Source organism: Chitinophaga agrisoli (assembly GCF_008386695.1).
GTDB classification, from domain to species: Bacteria; Bacteroidota; Bacteroidia; order Chitinophagales; family Chitinophagaceae; genus Chitinophaga; species Chitinophaga agrisoli.
In genome coordinates this window covers 122,377-141,064 of record NZ_VUOC01000001.1, presented here as the reverse complement: position 1 = coordinate 141,064, position 18,688 = coordinate 122,377, and the positions used below count along the sequence as shown (strand labels likewise).

The 18,688-nt window shown below is 50.7% G+C and carries 17 protein-coding genes; 12 read left to right on the top strand and 5 right to left on the bottom strand.

Annotated features, from left to right (window positions below; all coding sequences use genetic code 11):
• Window positions 1-48 precede the first annotated feature (48 nt).
• The 5 genes from serS (at window position 49) to F0L74_RS00540 (ending at window position 5,126) form a co-directional block, all read left to right on the top strand.
• Window positions 49-1,320 carry a serine--tRNA ligase gene (gene serS, locus F0L74_RS00560; RefSeq protein WP_149835903.1) on the top strand — a complete coding sequence of 424 codons (1,272 nt, stop codon included), beginning with the start codon at window positions 49-51 and terminating at the stop codon, window positions 1,318-1,320.
• A gap of 245 nt (window positions 1,321-1,565) precedes the next feature.
• Complete coding sequence (locus tag F0L74_RS00555) at window positions 1,566-2,111, top strand: GNAT family N-acetyltransferase (RefSeq protein ID WP_149835902.1); 546 nt, start codon at window positions 1,566-1,568, stop codon at window positions 2,109-2,111.
• 123 nt (window positions 2,112-2,234) lie between these two features.
• A complete protein-coding gene (locus F0L74_RS00550; protein WP_149835901.1) occupies window positions 2,235-3,281 on the top strand; it encodes a M48 family metallopeptidase in 1,047 nt (348 codons plus the stop codon).
• Window position 3,282: 1 nt separating this feature from the next.
• A complete protein-coding gene (locus F0L74_RS00545) occupies window positions 3,283-4,368 on the top strand; it encodes a ThiF family adenylyltransferase (protein ID WP_149835900.1) in 1,086 nt (361 codons plus the stop codon).
• Window positions 4,369-4,382: 14 nt separating this feature from the next.
• The gene (locus tag F0L74_RS00540) at window positions 4,383-5,126 is read left to right on the top strand and encodes a sulfite exporter TauE/SafE family protein (protein WP_149835899.1); all 744 of its coding nucleotides are present in this window, start codon (window positions 4,383-4,385) and stop codon (window positions 5,124-5,126) included.
• Here the strand turns inward: F0L74_RS00540 and moaA are convergent, their stop codons facing one another.
• Window positions 5,127-6,098, bottom strand: coding sequence for a GTP 3',8-cyclase MoaA (gene moaA / locus F0L74_RS00535; RefSeq protein ID WP_149835898.1), 972 nt, complete (start codon window positions 6,096-6,098; stop codon window positions 5,127-5,129).
• Window positions 6,099-6,103: 5 nt separating this feature from the next.
• Window positions 6,104-6,472: a DUF7009 family protein gene (locus tag F0L74_RS00530; protein ID WP_149835897.1), complete on the bottom strand. Its 369-nt coding sequence runs from the start codon at window positions 6,470-6,472 to the stop codon at window positions 6,104-6,106.
• Window positions 6,473-6,602: 130 nt separating this feature from the next.
• On the opposite strand from F0L74_RS00530, the gene moaD reads away from it, so the two are divergent.
• Window positions 6,603-6,836: a molybdopterin converting factor subunit 1 gene (moaD, locus tag F0L74_RS00525; RefSeq protein WP_149835896.1), complete on the top strand. Its 234-nt coding sequence runs from the start codon at window positions 6,603-6,605 to the stop codon at window positions 6,834-6,836.
• A gap of 144 nt (window positions 6,837-6,980) precedes the next feature.
• Window positions 6,981-7,397, top strand: coding sequence for a molybdopterin synthase catalytic subunit (locus F0L74_RS00520; RefSeq protein WP_149835895.1), 417 nt, complete (start codon window positions 6,981-6,983; stop codon window positions 7,395-7,397).
• A gap of 4 nt (window positions 7,398-7,401) precedes the next feature.
• Here F0L74_RS00520 and F0L74_RS00515 read toward each other — a convergent pair whose 3' ends face one another.
• Together F0L74_RS00515 and moaC are read right to left on the bottom strand one after the other, a co-directional pair.
• The gene (locus tag F0L74_RS00515; protein WP_149835894.1) at window positions 7,402-7,989 is read right to left on the bottom strand and encodes an NTP transferase domain-containing protein; all 588 of its coding nucleotides are present in this window, start codon (window positions 7,987-7,989) and stop codon (window positions 7,402-7,404) included.
• 5 nt (window positions 7,990-7,994) lie between these two features.
• Window positions 7,995-8,474, bottom strand: a complete 480-nt coding sequence (gene moaC, locus F0L74_RS00510; RefSeq protein ID WP_149835893.1) for a cyclic pyranopterin monophosphate synthase MoaC — start codon at window positions 8,472-8,474, stop codon at window positions 7,995-7,997.
• A 219-nt stretch (window positions 8,475-8,693) separates the two neighbouring features.
• Here moaC and F0L74_RS00505 point away from each other — a divergent pair, with 219 nt between their 5' ends.
• The 3 genes from F0L74_RS00505 to F0L74_RS00495 all read left to right on the top strand — a co-directional run bounded on the left by F0L74_RS00505 (window position 8,694) and on the right by F0L74_RS00495 (window position 12,923).
• Window positions 8,694-9,902, top strand: coding sequence for a molybdopterin molybdotransferase MoeA (locus tag F0L74_RS00505; RefSeq protein ID WP_149835892.1), 1,209 nt, complete (start codon window positions 8,694-8,696; stop codon window positions 9,900-9,902).
• A 226-nt stretch (window positions 9,903-10,128) separates the two neighbouring features.
• Entirely contained in the window at window positions 10,129-11,580 is a 1,452-nt protein-coding gene (locus F0L74_RS00500; protein ID WP_246197582.1) for a DUF1800 domain-containing protein, read from the top strand.
• A 137-nt stretch (window positions 11,581-11,717) separates the two neighbouring features.
• Window positions 11,718-12,923: a DUF1501 domain-containing protein gene (locus F0L74_RS00495; RefSeq protein ID WP_149835891.1), complete on the top strand. Its 1,206-nt coding sequence runs from the start codon at window positions 11,718-11,720 to the stop codon at window positions 12,921-12,923.
• 6 nt (window positions 12,924-12,929) lie between these two features.
• Here the strand turns inward: F0L74_RS00495 and F0L74_RS00490 are convergent, their stop codons facing one another.
• A complete protein-coding gene (locus F0L74_RS00490; protein WP_149835890.1) occupies window positions 12,930-13,802 on the bottom strand; it encodes a helix-turn-helix domain-containing protein in 873 nt (290 codons plus the stop codon).
• Window positions 13,803-13,940: 138 nt separating this feature from the next.
• On the opposite strand from F0L74_RS00490, the gene F0L74_RS00485 reads away from it, so the two are divergent.
• Together F0L74_RS00485 and F0L74_RS00480 are read left to right on the top strand one after the other, a co-directional pair.
• The gene (locus F0L74_RS00485; protein ID WP_149835889.1) at window positions 13,941-17,174 is read left to right on the top strand and encodes a DUF1553 domain-containing protein; all 3,234 of its coding nucleotides are present in this window, start codon (window positions 13,941-13,943) and stop codon (window positions 17,172-17,174) included.
• A gap of 7 nt (window positions 17,175-17,181) precedes the next feature.
• Window positions 17,182-18,687, top strand: coding sequence for a DUF1501 domain-containing protein (locus F0L74_RS00480; RefSeq protein ID WP_149835888.1), 1,506 nt, complete (start codon window positions 17,182-17,184; stop codon window positions 18,685-18,687).
• Window position 18,688: the final 1 nt, after the last annotated feature.

Below are 18,688 nucleotides of genomic sequence, written 5' to 3'. Positions count from 1 at the left end.
AGCTAAAAGCTACCATCTCTTTTAACTATATTTGCGAAAATTTGAATAATGTTACAGGTTCCGTTCATTCGTCAAAATAAGGAATTAGTATTGGAGCGGCTGGCCCTCAAACAGTTTAAAGAACTGGGTTTGGTAGATGAGGTGCTGGCGCTGGATGATAAGCGTAAACAGTTAACCCTGGCCTATGATGATTCGCAGGCTAAGATCAGGACCCTGTCTGAAGAGATTGGCAAGCTGATGAAAGGCGGCCAGAAAGAAGAGGCGGAACAACGTAAGGCGGCTGTAGCAGATCTGAAGCTACAACAGGGCCCTATCAACGAACAACTGAACGAAACGGAGAAACTGCTGCATGATACGCTGACCAAACTCCCTAACCTTCCCGCTGCGGCTGTACCGGCCGGTAAAACACCGGAAGAGAACGTAGAGGTACGCGCCGGCGGCAATAAACCCAACCTGGCGGCAGATGCGGTACCGCATTGGGACCTGGCAAAGAAATACGATCTCATCGATTTTGAGCTGGGTAATAAGATCACGGGCAGCGGCTTTCCTGTATACAAGAACAAGGGCGCTAAGCTGCAACGCGCGCTGATCCATTATTTCCTGGACTATAATACCAATAACGGTTATACAGAATACCAGCCGCCGCACCTGGTGAATGCTGACAGCGCCTATGGCACCGGTCAGCTGCCGGACAAGGAAGGGCAGATGTATTTTGTAGGTGAGGATAAACTGTACCTGATCCCTACGGCAGAAGTACCGGTAACCAATATTTACCGGGATGAGATCCTGAAGGATACAGATCTGCCCATCAAGATGACCGCCTATACACCCTGCTTCCGCCGGGAGGCCGGTTCTTACGGCAAGGATGTGCGCGGCCTGAACCGTGTGCATCAGTTTGACAAGGTGGAAGTGGTGCAGCTGGTACATCCTGATCAATCCTATACCGTGCTGGAAGAAATGGTGGCGCATGTTGAGGGGCTGATACAGTCCTTACAGCTTCCCTACCGCATTCTGCGCCTGTGCGGGGGAGATATGGGCTTTACATCCGCGCTCACCTATGATTTTGAGGTGTATAGCGCCGCCCAGCAGAAATGGCTGGAGGTGAGCTCTGTATCCAATTTTGAGGCCTACCAGGCTAACCGCATGAAGATCCGGTTTAAGGACAGCGGCGGCAAACCGCAGCTGGTGCATACATTGAATGGCAGCTCTCTGGCATTGCCGCGTATACTGGCCTGTTTACTGGAAAATAACCAGGCGGCGGATGGGATCCATATTCCGCCGGTATTGCAGGCGTATTTTGGCGCGGGCAAGATCAGTTAAGCGGCTGGCAGGGCCTATGTGGTGAAACTGAGAATTTGAGCCGATTCGCATTGAGCGCGAGATATAAATTTTTAGGGAAGGCTGCATCCGTAACAGGATGTGTAAGCCTTCCCTTATTTTTTAGGGGAGATGGTACTGTTTAGGGAATGGGACAACCGGCATCGAAAGATCGGCTCCTTCATTTTGTTAAAAGGCTCAGATAGCGGGGCCTGCTCATATTGTGATTGTTTTTGGTATTTTACAGCATGCATCAATTTTTGCCCAATGGGCAGGCGTTGCTGATACGGCCTGCCAAACCAGAAGATGCACCGGCGCTGCTGGCTTGTTTCCGTGAAATTACCCGTGAAACAGCATTCCTGTTGTTTACCCATGCGGAAGCGGAGGCGCTGGACCTGCGCACCGAACAGGAATTTATCCGCTCCTTTGGGGATAATAGCCGGCATTTGTTGTTGCTGGCAGAGGTGGATGGCGATATTGCCGGCACCATCACCGTACGGCAGCGCAATTTTCAGCGGCAGCTGCATATGGGAGAACTGGGTATAGCCCTGCTGCATGCTTACTGGAACCTGGGCATAGGCCGGCGGCTAATGACGGCGGCCATGAGATGGGCGGAGCAGCATCCGGAGCTGGAACAATTGTATTTTAGCGTACTGGCACATAATGAAAAGGCGATCCAGTTATACCGCAACTTCGGATTTTTAGAGTATGGACGCCAGCCCAAAGGAATAAAGCTGGCAGATGGCACTTATGGAGACCTGGTATGGATGCAAAAAATAGTAGAGCGGCGGTAGCAAGTGGCTGTTGTCAATTGGCGTGGATGATGATAAAGACTGATCGACCGTCAGCGACCAGCTTATTTGGCTGGTAGAAATGAACAATGAAAAATCACAGGCGAACCCTATATACCCAAACGGATGCAGACCTATAACGGGAAATATTATAACAGTCTTACTGATACTACTGTAGACGCGGCCATCACCCTAACGGCCAAACAGATCACCATTGAAATAAAGGATGAGCAAGGCGTTATGCGTCAGGTATTCTGGTTCTGGGACCAGGTAAAACGGCCGGCGGCCAATATGCTGGCATACCCCGGTTACCCGGAGCAATCCATTACTGTTCACGCACTCACTTTTGCAGATACCGTTGCCTATCACCTGGCGCATAAAAAGGGCCCGCAGGCATATGCCCATAAAGGGCGTACCGTTGTACTGTCAGTAGTTACGATCATTTTGGGCATTGTGGCGCTGGTGTATTTCTGGTTCATTCCTTTTCTGGCTGCGCGGATTGCCAATAACATCCCCATCAGCTATGAGGAAAAACTGGGGCAAAGCAGTTATGATGCCTTGATACAGCAATACAAAATACTGCCGGAGGCCACGCAGCAGGCGAACGCCTTTTTTCAGCAGCTGCATATCACCTCGCGGTACCCGGTGCAGATCACCGTGGTGCACGAGCAGCAATCCAATGCTTTTGCGCTGCCTGGCGGACATATTATCGTATATGACCAGCTGCTGCATGAAATGCAGCATTATGAGGAGCTGGCCGCCCTGCTATCACATGAATATGCGCATGTGCAGCTGAAGCATACCACCAAGACCATTTTCCGCAGTATGGGCACGTATATGTTCATTTCGCTGATATTTGGGGACCTGGGCGGCGCAGGGGCCGTAGTAGTAGAAAATGCCAACAGCCTTAAAAACCTGCAGTATTCCCGCCGGCTGGAGCGGGAGGCGGACCTGTACGGCCTGGAGCTATTACAGCAACGGCATATCAATCCCCAGGGGTTTGAATGGCTGTTCAATACCCTTAAAAAACAAAGCAGCCTGCAGCCTGCGGAATGGCTAAGCAGCCATCCGGACCTGAACAAACGCATCCGTTACATTGGGCGGCATAGACGTGCGGGAAACACTACCACCGATAGCAGTTTGTTGCGTATCTTTATCAATATAAACAAGTGAGATGCAACGATATGACCGCCAGTTAAGATTGGAAGGCTTTGGCGCAGAGAAGCAGCGGCTGTTACAGGAAGCCAGCGTATTGGTAGTAGGCGCCGGTGGTTTGGGCGTACCCGTGCTGCAATATCTAACGGCCATGGGCGTAGGTAGGATAGGGATAGTAGAACAGGACAATGTTTCCATTACTAACCTGCAAAGGCAGGTGATCTATACCATGCAGGACGAAGGCCAGCCCAAACTGGATGCCGCCGTAAAACGCCTGCAACAGCTAAACCCGGAAGTGCAATTTGATCTCCATCCTCAATTCCTGACGCCGGATAATGCGCTGCCCATCATCGCCAACTATGATGTGGTGGTGGATGCTACAGATAATTTTGGCACCCGTTACCTGATCAATGACGCCTGTGTGATACTGGACAAGCCCTTTATCTACGGGGCTATCTATAAGTATGAAGGACAGGTAAGCGTATTCAACTATAAAGGCAGCGCTACTTACCGTTGCCTGTTCCCGGAACCGCCACAGGCGGGCGAGGTGCTGAACTGCAGCGAAATAGGCGTACTGGGCGTGCTGCCTGGCATTATAGGCTGTTACCAGGCTAATGAGGCGGTGAAAGTCATCTGCGGGATCGGAGAACCGCTGGCCAACCAGCTGCTCACCATTGATACCTTATACAACACCCATCATAATTTTGCGGTAAAACCGGTGGCAGGTAACCACCAGATCACGGCATTGCTGGCAGATTATGAGCAGGGGGTATGTGATACCAGCGAAGTAAAAAGCCTGAGCGTACAACAGTTGCAGCAGTGGCTGGATACCGCTACGCCCATGCAGCTGCTGGATGTACGGGAAATGCATGAATGGGAGATCTGTAACATTCCGCAGGCCCAGCACATTCCTATGGGGTCCGTGCCGCGTTTAATGCCGCAGCTGCAGGCAGATGTACCGGTAGTCGTGATATGCCATCATGGAATGCGCAGTATGGCCGTTGCCCGTCAGCTGGTGAATGCGGGTTTCCGTTATGTGTATAATGTAGAGGGTGGCATACATGCGTGGGCGCAGGAGATCGATGAAGAAATGATGACTTACTAGCATATTAAGTTTTTATGTCCATAGAGCTCTGTTTACTATTTTTTCTGATCGCTTTAATGTATTCCTCTGCCGGTTTTGGCGGCGGCTCCAGCTACCTGGCGCTGATGGCGTTGTGGGGAGTGGATTTTCAGCTGATGAAGTCCACGGCGTTGATCTGTAATGTGGTAGTGGTAGCCGGTGGCGTATATCATTTTTACCGCAGCGGCAATCTGCCCATGAAAAAAGCCTGGCAGCTAAGTTTAGCCAGTATACCGCTGGCGTTTGCAGGCAGCTATCTACCCCTGAAACAACAAACTTTCTTCTTATTGCTTGGCATTGCCCTTACTACAGCCGCCGTTTTTATGTGCTACCGCCTGTTTTGGGAAAAGGAATATGTACCGGATCCTAACCGCACACAGTCCGTTTACGGCTATGGCATTATTGGCGGCTTGATAGGCCTGCTTTCCGGTATGACAGGTATTGGCGGTGGTATTTACCTGGCGCCCATCTTACGCCTTGGGCGGTATGATACCGCAAAGAATATTGCAGGGCTCAGCAGCTTCTTTATATTGGTGAATTCTATCTCCGGCCTGGCAGGACAGGCCACTAAAGGACAGCTGATACTGGATTACCGGTTTGCATTACCGCTGATATTGTCCGTAATTATTGGCGGACAGATAGGCTCGCGTTTTAGCTCCGCTATCTTAAAGCCCCGTTGGGTAGAAGGTATTACGGCTGTGCTGATATTGTATGCCGGCGTGCGGATGCTGATAAAGTAATTATCCCCCGATCTCAGACATACTTACCATTTTTTCGTTGGCAGCTTCTGCTTCAAAACCATTGGCAAAACGATGGTGGATAGCGCGCTGCAATTCATGCAGCAGGTACTCATCCGTGGCGCCCTGCCGTAGCAGGTCCCGTACGTTGATGGCGTCCTTGCCATAGAGGCAGGTCTTAAATCCGCCGGTAGGCGTAATGCGGATGCGGTTGCAGCTGCCGCAGAAAGTGCGGCTATAAGCAGGTATAACGCCTATATGGCCCTGGTGGCCGGGTATATGATAGTTGAGGGCCGTGGCATTGGGTGCGTCGGGTATCTTTTCCAACTCGTAGGCAGTACGCAGGTTGTTGAGGATGTGCTCAAAATTCCAGAGTTGGCCTGAAAAAGATTTGCCATGGCCATTAAAAGGCATTTCTTCTATAAAGCGTACAGAAACGGGCTGCTCTTTTGTAAGCGCGGCAAAGGCCAGCAATTCATCAGTGTTTACGCCGTCCATCACCACGGTATTGATCTTCACGTTCATGTTATGGGCCAGCAGTGCATGCAGGGTATCCATCACTTTATCGAACTCATCGCGGAAGGTGATACGGCGGAATTTGTCCCGTTGCAAGGTATCCAGGCTCAGGTTAATGTTGCGGATGCCTAATGCCTGCAGATCGGGGATAAAGGCTTTGGTGAGCACCCCGTTAGTGGTGATGGAGATCTGGTCTATACCAGGCAGCTGCGATAATGCTGATAACAGGAACATCAAGTCTTTGCGCAGGAAAGGCTCGCCGCCGGTGATACGTACTTTATTTACGCCTTCTGCCGCCAGTAGCTGCATGATGCGCAGTATCTCTTCATAGGTTAGCAGCTCCTTGCGTTGCAGGAACTGCATATGCTCCGGCATACAGTAGCTGCAACGCAGGTTGCAACGGTCTGTTACGGCCAGCCGCACGTAATTGATAACACGGTTATGGGAATCTGTCAGCACGTTAATCAGCAATTATCTTTAGCCAGGGGATTATCAAAGGCCTGGCTTTGATCTTCATCACTGGTAATGCATTTGAAATCTTTCTCTATTAGGAGCTTTAATATGGAGCCATCCGGATTGGTCAGTTCCTGCTCAATAGCCACCTGCTCCGTTTGGATCCACTGTGTAACCTGTTGGCGGGGTAATGACAGGTGCACGGCAGCTCCTTCCAGCTTGATACCTGCTTTGTCGGTATCCCTGGCTTTGAGGCAGAAATGCAGGGCGCCCGCGCCAATGCGGGTATCCTCTTCTACCTTGCCTTGTTGTTCCAGGGTGGCGATGTCCCGTTTATCCAGCCGGTACCGGATACTGTTTCCTCTGATCCTTATCTTCATGGCAGTGTATTTCGTATTAACCAAAATTAACACTTTATGCATGGTATATTGTAGTTTTAAAGCAATAATTTGCATAGGAGGCCCGGAATCCGGAGATTTCTCCGGGTTTGAGTGCGATGAATGAACACATATGAAAGTATTATTATTTGGCATAGCAAAAGATATTGCGGGCGCGCCATCCATCACACTGGATGCGGCGCCGGAGAAGGTGGCCGTATTGCGGGAGCAGCTGTACCAGCGGTATCCGCGCCTGCGGGAATTGCGTTCCTGTATGATAGCGGTGAACAAGGTATATGCCGCAGATGGGGATACGCTGCAGCCAGGAGATGAAATAGCGGTGATACCGCCGGTAAGCGGTGGCTGATGGTTTGGCGGGGTTTGGGTGAGCATTTTGGCGGACTGTAATGCGTTGTAAAAGGTTGGCGGCGCAGATTAAGGCGTTTTTTTGATGTGTAGGCGATTGACGAGGCAGAACGCAGCAGTTTATGATGTATTGTAAGCGGACTATATGGATGTATTGATAGACATAAAAGAGGAGATCACTGTACAGGAAGCGGTAGATTTTGTGACCACGCCGGATTGCGGCGGGATAGCGGTGTTTGTGGGCACTGTGCGTAATGCCACCAAAGGCAAGCCGGTACAACGGCTGTTTTTTGAATGTTATACCCCCATGGCCCTGCTGGAACTGGAAAAAATAGCCCGGCATACCCTTACGGAGATGGGCATCCGTAAAATAGCCATCCTGCATGTAAGCGGAGATAAATTACCGGGAGAGACCGTAGTGGTGATCGCTGCTGCATCCCCTCACCGGGCGGCGGCCTTTGCGGCCTGTCAGTATGCGATAGATACCCTGAAAGAGACCGTGCCTATCTGGAAGAAAGAATATTTTGAAGATGGAGAGGTATGGGTGGCGGCGCACCCGTAGCATATCAATTAATCAGTTTAATGGCTTCCTGCATTTCCTCCGGCGTATTCGCATTAAATTGTTCTGTAGCGTAAGGATTTTCCAGCAACTCGATATCTGTTTGTAATAAGGCTTTGCGGGGGCATTGTTTGCCGCCGGCAACGCTTTGTTGTAATACTTCCAGTCCGCGGGGCTCCCAGATAGCAATCAGCGGCTCTGGCAAATGGTTTACCGGGCTGTTAAAGGCGGTAGCAGCTTTGGCGGTGTTGCGGGCGCTCAGGAGTAGTTGCAGGCTCTGGAGGCTGATCAGCGGCAGGTCACAGGCCAGCACCAGCCAGGCGGTATCCGGGAACGCGGCGTAAGCGCTTAATAAACCGGCTGCAGGGCCGCCTATTGTCACTGTATCAGTGATGAGGGGGGCTGTGCCGGCAAAGATCTCCTGCTGGTCCGGGCGGCAGGAGATATATACCTCCGGTACCACGCTGCATAACAGCTTGTGCAGGTATTGCCACTGGGGCATACCGTGGTAGGCAATATGACTTTTATCCTGCTGCATGCGGGTGCTGTAGCCACCGCACAATACCAATCCTTTTATAGAAACTCCCTGTTGCATATTCGTTATTTTACTACTACGTCTTGTTTGCCGCCTGTTTTGCTGATCAATCTGGTTTCGCGGATGATCATTTCGTGGGTAAAGGCCTTACACATATCATATACGGTTAATGCGGCCACGCTGGCGCCGGTAAGGGCTTCCATCTCTACGCCGGTCTTTCCGGTGGTTTTAACGGTGCAGCGTATTACGGCCTCTTCATTTACCAGCTGTATATCTACACTACAATTATCCAGTAATAAGGTATGGCATAAAGGAATAAGCTCCGGAGTGCGTTTAGCGCCCATAATGCCGGCAATGATAGCGGTCTGGAATACAGCGCCCTTGCGGGTATTGATATCGCCGCCGCTGAACTCGCGGCGTATGATCTCCGGCAGAAATACACGGCTCTCTGCAATGGCTACACGAATGGTGGCATTTTTATCGCTGATGTCTACCATGGCGGGCTGGTTCTGTTCATCCAGGTGGGAGAACTGCTGATTGGGCATAAGAGAACAAATTTTATTACTTTAGCTATTAGCTGCTAGCCTCTAGCCTTTAGCTTTTAGCACCAGGCTGTGAAATAACTCATACAATAAACAGCTAATAATTAACTGCTAAAGGCCAATCGCTGTTAGCCTTCAGCATCAGGCTGTGAAATAACTCATAAGGCAAATAGCTAATAGCTAACTGCTAAAAGCCAATCGCTAATATTCAAAGTTAGTACAATGTTACCAGATGTATCTACCGCATATGCCGCTGTGATGAATACGGTGCGTGATTTTGGCGCCGAGGAAGCGCCGTTTACAGCAGCAGCAGGCCGGATATTACGGGAGCCGGTACTGGCAGACCGCCCATTCCCGCCCTATGACCGGGTAATGATGGATGGTATTGCCATTAATTACCGGGAAAGTTATGCCAAGGGGCAAACCATTTTTGGCGTTGAGGACATGCAGGCCGCCGGTATGGCCCGCAAACAGCTGGGCAATATGGCCAACTGTCTGGAAGTAATGACAGGCGCAGTGCTACCGGAGCTTACGGATACCGTGGTACCTTATGAGCACCTGCAGGTAATGGAGCATGAAGGCTTTCGCCGTTTTACTATTACACAGCCCGTTAGCAAACATCAAAATATTCACTGGACCGGGCATGACGCCACTGCCGGTCAGACCCTGATCGTATCCGGTACCCGGCTCAGTCCTGCTGAGATAGGGGTGCTGGCTACCGTAGGTAAATCCTATGTAAAGGTGGCCCGTTTGCCAAAAGTGGCTATTATCGCCACCGGTGATGAGCTGGTGGATGTAAGCGCCATTCCCGCGCCGCATCAGATACGGATGTCTAACGCCTGGAGCCTGGCGGCCTCTTTACAGGGCCTGGGCATCAGCGCCAGCTGCCATCATGTGGTGGATACCAAGCCCGCTGTTACGAACTTGCTGCAATCCCTGCGGGATGCGGATGTATGGATCTGTTCCGGGGCGGTATCTGCCGGTAAATATGACCATCTGCCCCAGGTGCTGGAAGAAATGGGCATGCAGCAGATCTTCCATAAAGTGCAGCAGCGGCCTGGCAAACCCTTTTTATTTGGCCGCTTCCCGGAAGGGCCGGTGGTATTTGCCCTGCCAGGCAACCCGGTTTCCGGTTTTATGTGCTTTTACCGCTATTTGCAACCCTGGTTTATGGCGGGCATGGGACAGCCGTTGCCACCCACGGAATATGCCGTATTAGGAGAAGATGTATTGTTTGATAAGCCGTTAACCTATTTCCTGCCGGTACAGTTGCGCCCGCAACCCAACGGGCAATGGCAGGCGGTGCCGCATAGCTATCATGGCTCCGGCGATCTGGCCAGTTTACTGCAGGCAGATGCGTTTATGGAGCTGCCGGCGGAGCGGAATGAGTTCAGGAAAGGGGACGCGTTCCCCGTGTGGAGATACAGATGACGAGTTGATATATTGAGTTTATTGTGCCGGTAAGGAAAAGTTAACATTGATTCCACAGGTAAGCGCCTATTTATATAAGTTATTGCTGGTGATGATATTATGCCGCGCGCCGGTAGGCTGTTAGTTATCTTGTGACCCATCCACCCGGCGCCTGCAAATAAAACCCGGGCGCGCTCATTAAACCTGCCACTTCTTTCATGGTCTTAACACGAAATCTATATTGCGTATGCCCTCCGTACCTGAAAAACTACAAATGCAACACCTGGCCTGGCGGGCCGGCTTTGGCGAATCGCTGCCGGTTATTACAAAGTGGACGGATAAACGCCGCAGGGTGATCGTAGATAAGGTACTCATAGGGCCTGAAAAACACGGACCGGAGGCCGTATCCGTAGCCAACGAATCTGATCTGCCGGATTACCGGAAAGTAAAAGATATGAGCGCTGAAGAGCGTAAAAAGGTGCAGCAGATGAACCGGCAGGGCACCAAAGACCTGAATGTGGCCTGGGTGAAAACCATGGTGAACAGCGAGCACCCCCTTCGCGAAAAAATGGCCCTTTTCTGGCACGGGCATTTTGCCTGCCGTACGCAAAGCGTGATCTATAACCAGCAACTGCTACAGGTAATACGCGAAAATGCACTTGGTAATTTTGGAGACCTATTAAGCGGCGTATCCAAAACGCCCGCTATGCTCCAGTTCCTCAATAACCAGCAGAACCGTAAACAACATCCTAACGAGAATTTTGCCCGCGAGGTAATGGAACTTTTTACCATGGGCCGCGGCAACTATACGGAGAAAGATATTAAAGAGGCCGCCCGGTCCTTCACCGGATGGGGTTTTGACGCCGATGGGCAGTTTGTTTTCCGGGAGCGTTTACATGACGATGGCGAAAAGGAGATACTGGGACAGCGCGGTAATTTTAACGGGGATGATATGTTGAAAATACTGCTGGAGAATAAACAAACCGCCCGCTTTATTACCGCCAAGATCTATCGCTATTTTGTAAATGATATTGTTACGGACGAAGCAAAAGTGAACCTGCTGGCCGATAAGTTCTATCAATCCAACTACGATATAAAATCCCTGATGCGGGAGATCTTCATGGCAGACTGGTTTTATGATGAGCAGCATATCGGCAACCGGATCAAATCGCCGGTGGAACTGCTGGTAGGTATGCGGCGTACCATTCCCATGGATTTTGAAAAAGAAGAAGTAATGCTGCTGTTTGAAGGCCTGCTGGGACAAACGCTCTTCTATCCACCCAACGTAGCAGGCTGGCCCGGTGGCCGCAGCTGGATAGATAGCTCTACCCTAATGTTCCGCCTGCGTTTACCCCAGGTGATCCTGTACTCACAAGAGCTGCGGATGCGCCCTAAAGATATTACGCCGGAAATGGGAGAAGGCCAGAGCTACCGTATGACCCTGGAGTTAAATGAAAGCCTGAAAAAGCTGTATGCCAGAAAGGTGAATGCACGCATAAACTGGGATGCTTACCTGGAGGATTTTAAGGATATCCCCGCAGATAAGCTGGCGGGCGAGATAGCTGGCGCCCTGCTGGTAAAGAATGCCGGCGCCAGCAAGCAGCTGCTGGATAAATACAGCGATCGCGCCACCCGTGATAGTTATATTAAAACGGTGACCATTGATGTGATGAGCACACCGGAGTATCAGTTGTGCTAGAAACAGTTTGGCGGCAGTCCAGGCTGAATAGTGCTTTTGGTTAGCATAACTACCAACAGCAGTTAAGATCTAAAGTTCATTCATACCAAACAGCGGTTGGCTGTTACTATCTACAACCCAGGTTAAAAGCTATTTATATGTTAATACTTAACAGGCGTCGTTTCTTACAGGTAGGTTCCCTGGCTTCTGCCGCGGCAATGATGCCCAAATTCCTGAAGGCATTTGAAAAAGGTACCCTGGTGCCGCCCGGTAATAAAGTGCTGGTGGTAATACAGCTTTCTGGCGGTAATGACGGCTTAAATACCGTGATCCCTTACCGTAACGATATTTACTATAAAATGCGCCCGGCACTGGGCATTAAAAGGGAAGAGGCTTTGTCCTTAACGGACGAATGGGGGCTGCACCCTTCCTTTAAAGGGCTTAAATCGCTCTATGATGATGGCAGCATGGGCATCCTGAATAGCGTGGGATACCCCAACCCGGACCGCAGCCATTTCCGGTCTATGGATATCTGGCATACAGGCAGCGACTCCCGCGAGATGTGGAGCACTGGTTGGATAGGCCGTTACCTGGATGCGCAGTGCAAAGGCTGTGATAAGCCTACACAGGCGCTGGAAATAGACGATACCCTGAGCCTGGCCATGAAAGGCGAAACCGCTAAAGGCCTGGCCCTGGTAGATCCTAACCGGTTGTATAATATCAGCAATGAGGCTTATTTTAAAGAGCTGTCCGGCGCACATACCGGTCATGATGACGAACATCACCATATAGATTACCTGTACAAGACCATGGCGGAGACTATCTCTTCCGCCTCTTATATACAGCAGCAATTCAAAACGTACAAATCAAAGGAAACCTACCCCAATTCCAACCTGGGCAGGGATATGAAAGTGATCTCGGAGCTGATCATGTCTGATATTAATACCAAGGTATACTATGTATCCCATGGCAGCTTTGATACCCATACGGCGCAGCAACGGCAGCAGGAAAGGCTGTTTAGCGAACTGGATGATGCGGTATCCGTATTTGTGCAGGACCTGAAAAAGAACAACCGTTTCCAGGATGTGGTTGTAATGACCTTTTCTGAATTTGGCCGCCGCGTAGGGCAGAACGCCAGCGGTGGCACGGACCATGGCACGGCCAATAATATGTTCATGATCGGCGGTGGGTTACAAAAGAAAGGAATGCTGAACGAGGGCGCTGATCTTACAGACCTGCAGGATGGCGACCTGAAATACAAAGTGGATTTTAAGAGCGTATACGCTACGCTGTTAAATAAATGGCTTTCTGCAGATGATAAGGCGATCTTACAGCGGCAGTACGGCTATCTTGATTTTGTGTGAGGCCTTTCAGATCAATTGTTTGTTTTTCTTGTATTCGCTGGGTGTTTGCCCGGTAACGTTCTTAAAGATCCGGGAAAAGTAAGCGAGCGTTTCAAAGCCGGTAGCAGTGGCTATTTCTGTCAGCGACAGGTTGGTATTGGCCAGCAGGAACTGGGCCCGTTCCGTTCTTTTAAGCTGTATATAGGCCAGGGGGCGCTCGCCGGTATTCTCATTGAACAGCCGGGAGAAATAGTCTGGGTTCTGGTTGGCGCGGCTGGCCAGATGGGCCACCGTTAGCTGTTTGTGCAGGTTGGTCTGGATGTAGTTGATGGCGTCAGATATTTTGGAATGGATGGCCTCTTCCGTGGCCTGGAAACATTCCGGCGTAAGGAAGCGGGATAACAGCTGGAGGATGATGCCCTGTGTTTCTACATAGGCCGCGATAGGCATATAATTATTCAGCTCCCGGAAGCTTTGCAGCACCGGGTATTTCTCATACACTTTGGGATCGTTGGACCGTTTGAGGCCGCGGTCCGGGTTCAGTTCCAGCAGCTTCTTAAAATGTACCAGGTCTGCCGGTGCGGCAGGCACTTTCAGTATTTTACGGTTCGAGGAGAAAAGCGAGGTGCCATCCGGCGTTTCCTCTATAAAGGACAGGTAATACTGCCCCAGGCTTTCCGCGCAATAATAGTTACAGGTAGTAAAACTGGGTATCATATACAGGAAACCTTTCTCCAGGGTGCAGGTGCTATCCGGGTTGTAGAGGATACCGCTGCCGCCGTCTATCAGGTAGATGCGGTAGAAAGTGCTGGTCACATTCTTATAATTCCAATCTTTATTCAGTTGTACATAATCGACATTCAAGAGCGAAAATGTAGCCTTTAAACTCATCTTTTTCATATCTCAAACTAAGCTGGCAGGTAATTACACCCGAAGTTACCGAGAAAAGTCGGATATGTACAAATATCTGTGGCGTTTGTATAAGTATTTAAGGGAGCATGGCGGTAACTTTAAGGACACTACTTAGTCAAGAACGTTATGCAAAAAACGACAGTTCCACGTTTAATATCCCTGTTTGCGATGGTGGCCTGTTTATACGCCTGCTCTCCGGATCTGCCGGAAGACGTAGCTGCAGTATATAAGGAGTTGCCGGATAAGCTGGACTACAACCGGGATGTAAAACCTGTGCTTTCTGATAAATGTTTTGCCTGTCACGGGCCGGATAAAGCCAAGCAAAAAGCCGGGCTGCGGCTGGATATGGCCGATGCCGCCTATGCGGAATTGCCGGAAAACCCCGGTAAGGTGGCCATTGACCCCGGTAGCCTGCAGGGGAGTGAGTTGTTTCACCGCATTATGTCAAACGATCCGGATTATATGATGCCGGAACCTAACTCCCACCTGACCCTGAGCGCAAAGGATAAGGCCATCCTTATTAAATGGATCCGGAACGGCGCTAAATACAAACCTCACTGGGCTTTTGTGAAACCTGAGAAGGCTCCCATACCGGAAATAGATCATAAGGATTGGGTAGCGCATAACCCTATTGACAATTTCATACAGGAAAGGCTGGAGCAGGAAAAACTATCGCCCTCCAAAGAGGCGGAGAAGGAACTGTTATTAAGGCGGGTATCCCTGGACCTTACCGGCTTGCCGCCTACCCTGCAGGAGATCGATAACTTTTTAAAAGATACCTCCCCCAACGCTTATGAGAAGCAGGTAGACCGTTTACTGGCTTCCCCTCACTATGGCGAAAAAATGGCGGTGGATTGGCTGGATGTGGCGCGTTTTGCAGACTCGCACGGTTATACGGTGGACAGGCTGCGGGATATGTCGCCCTACCGGGATTGGGTGATCAGCGCTTTTAACCGCAACCAGCCCTATAATACCTTTATACAATGGCAGCTGGCCGGTGATCTGATGCCGCACCCTACCAAAGAAATGCTGATCGCTACTGCTTTTAACCGCAACCATCCGCAGAATATGGAAGGCGGTATTATAGAAGAGGAGTTCCAGGCGGAGTATGTGGTAGACCGTACCAATACTTTTGGGGAAGCTTTCCTCGCGGTATCAGTAGGCTGCGCCAAATGTCATGATCATAAGTTTGATCCTGTTTCCCAGAAGAATTATTATGAGCTGTTCAGCTTCTTTAATAACGTAAAAGAGGCCGGGCAGATCTCTTATGATGATGCGCTGCCTACGCCCACGTTGATGCTGCCATCCAAAGAAAAAGAACAGGTATTGCAATACCTGCAGCATTGCATCAGCAAACAGGAGAAAGAGCTAGCCACAGAAAAGCAATTATCCCTGCCTGGTTTTCAGCAATGGCTGAATAGCGGCGGATATAAGCAACTCTCCAACGAACAGGCCCCCAAAGCTGGTTTGCAGGCAGAATATACGCTGGATAACGCCAGCTTTAAGAATACGGTGAATGCCCAGCAGGCTGGTAAAATGAAACGCGAAACCGGCCAGGAAGGTGATGCGCCGGTATTTGAAAACAGGGGCAAAGGCAAAGCGCTGGTGCTAAATGGCGATACCTGGCTGGACCTGAAACCCAGCGGCGTATTCCGGCGCTCAGATGCTTTTAGCATAGGTATGTGGGTGAATATTCCCAAAGACCTGAAGGATGGGGTGATCTTTCACAAGGGGATGGCAGAGCGGCTGTTTAATTTCCGCGGGTATCATGTATGGCTGCGGGATAATAAGCTGGAGATAAACATGGCCCATACGGCGCCTTCCAATGCTATTACCCGGGTGGCTAAGATCGCCACGCCCAAAGACCAGTGGGTGCAGTTAACGCTCACCTATGACGGCTCTTCCAAAGCGGCCGGGTACCAACTATTCCTGGATGGGAATGCGGTACCCATGGAAACCACCATGGATCAGCTGACCAAAGACATTTTGTTTAAAGGCGATAAACAGCCTGGCCTGCAGATAGGCGGCTGGTGGCGTGGCCTGGGCTTTAAAGGCGGTAAGGTGGATGAGGTGCTGGTATATAACCGGGTGCTTACTCCATATGAAATAAAGGTGATAGCGCAGAAAGCCCGCTGGTCAGATATAACAGATAAACCACGCGCAGCATTGCCTGATGCCGCGGTGTCTGTATTAAAGGACTATTATCTGTCCGCCCTAGCGCCGGCTACTTTAAAAGCCGAAGAGGAACTGCAAAAGCTACGCAGTACCCTGGCAGATTCCACAGAGAATGTGCCGGAACTGATGGTAATGCAGGAAATGCCCAAACCTAAAAAATCGCATATCCTGTTAAGGGGTAATTATGATATGCTGGGAGAAGAGGTATTCCCCAATACGCCGGATGCGATACTGCCTTTTTCCACGAAGCTGCCTAAGAACCGGTATGGCCTGGCCCAATGGCTTACAGACGATAACAACCCGCTTACCGCGCGGGTAGAGGTGAACCGGATCTGGCAGAATTTCTTTGGTGTTGGGCTGGTAAAGACCGCCGGCGATTTTGGCAACCAGGGCGAAATGCCCAGTCATCCAGAACTGCTGGACTGGCTGGCGGTTAGCTTCCGTGAGTCTGGCTGGGATATCAAAAAGCTGAATAAGCTGATCGTGATGTCTGCCACCTACCGCCAGGATTCCCGGAGCAATAAAGAAATGCAGGAGAGAGACCCCGAGAACCGTTTGCTATCGCATGGCCCGGCCTACCGTATGTCTGCAGAGATGATCCGCGACAATGCCCTGCTGGCCAGTGGCCTTATGAATACACAGATAGGCGGTAAAAGCGTAAAACCTTACCAGCCGCCCGGCCTGTGGGAGATCAATAACACCAGCTATGTGCCGGATACGGGCAATGCGGTATACCGCCGTAGCCTGTATGTGCTCATTAAACGCTCTGTACCCAATCCTACACTGGCAACATTTGATGCTACCTCCCGTACCTATTGTACGGTAAGAAGGCAGCCTACTAATACGCCGCTGCAGGCGCTGGTTACGCTGAACGATCCTACGTTTGTAGAAGCATCTACGGTGCTGGGCGCACAAATGAGCACCGTAAGCGATACCCGTAAAGCCATCACAGATACTTACCGCAAACTTACCGGCCGTATGCCTTTGCCAAAAGAAGTGGAGCTGCTTACGGCCCTGCGCGATACAGAACAGCAAAAGTTCAGCGCGCACCCGGAGAAGCTGAAAGGCTGGCTGCACAGCGGGCAATACCAGGTAGATAAAAAATTGGATACGGTATTAGTGGCCGCCAATGCGGTGGTAGCCAATACCATCTTAAACTCTGACGCATCCCTCACCAAAAGATAAATTTGTTATGCACGATCATGATGATATATTCAAACTGCATACGCCGGACTTTGACCAGCTGAATAAGAAATGGGACAGGCGTACTTTCCTTACCCAGACATCTTTGGGTTTGGGGGCATTGGCCATGGGATCGCTGTTTGGTAAGGAATTGTTTGGCAGTACGCCCAAAGCGGCTGCCGGCGCTTCCGGGCTGGAGGCGGATATACTAAAAGCATTACCGCATTTTGCGCCCAAGGCCAAACGGGTGGTGTACCTGTTTATGAGCGGCGGCCCATCGCAGTTTGAGACCTTTGATTATAAACCGGGGTTGGCAAAGATGATGGGGCAGGGGCTGCCGGATTCTGTACGGCAGGGCCAGCGCCTTACGGGCATGAGCGCCAACCAGAGCATACTGCCTATAGCGCCATCCGCCTTTAAGTTTGCCCAGTATGGCAAAAGCCAGACCTGGGTAAGCGAGCTGCTGCCGCATACGGCGCAGGTGGTGGATGACCTTTGTATTGTAAAATCCCTGTTCTCTGAGCAGATCAACCACGATCCCGCCATCACATTTTTCCAGACAGGCAACCAGTTGCCGGGCCGGCCTTCCATCGGCTCCTGGATCAGCTACGGGCTGGGATCAGATAATAAGAACCTGCCCACGTTCATTGTGCTGGTATCCAAAAACGGGCAAAAGGATCAACCTTTATACGCCCGTTTATGGGGTAATGGGTTCCTGCCTTCCAAACACCAGGGCGTACAGTTCCGCGCCGGTAAAGACCCGGTGTTATATCTCAATGATCCGGATGGGTATGATGGCAAGGACCGCAAGGAGATGCTGGATTATCTCACCAAACTGAACCAGTTACAGAACAGCGCTTATGGCGACCCGGAAGTAGAGGCACGCATCGCCCAATATGAAATGGCTTACCGGATGCAAACGGCCGTGCCGGAAGTAATGGATATAGCCAATGAGCCAGATGAGATCTTTGATATGTATGGCCCAGATAGCCGCGACCCTGGCACTTATGCCGCCAATTGTATACTGGCGCGCAAGCTGCTGGAAAAAGATGTGAAGTTTGTACAGCTGTATCACCAGGGATGGGATCAGCATGGCAACCTGCCCAATGCCATTACCCAGCAATGTAAGGCTACGGACCAGGCCACTGCGGCCCTTATCAAGGACCTGAAAAGGCGCGGCCTGCTGGAGGATACCCTGGTAGTATGGGGCGGAGAATTTGGCCGTACCGTATATTCCCAGGGCAAGCTAACGGCTACTGACTACGGGCGCGATCATCACCCGCGCTGTTTTACCATGTGGATGGCGGGCGCCGGCGTAAAAGCAGGGCTCAGTTACGGGGAAACAGATGATTTTAGCTATAATATTCTGAAGGACCCGGTACATGTTCACGATTTTCAGGCTACCTTGTTGTACCTGATGGGGATAGACCACGAAAGACTGACTTATAAATTCCAGGGCAGACGATTCCGCCTGACCGATGTAGCGGGCAAGGTAGTAAACGGAATACTAGCATAAA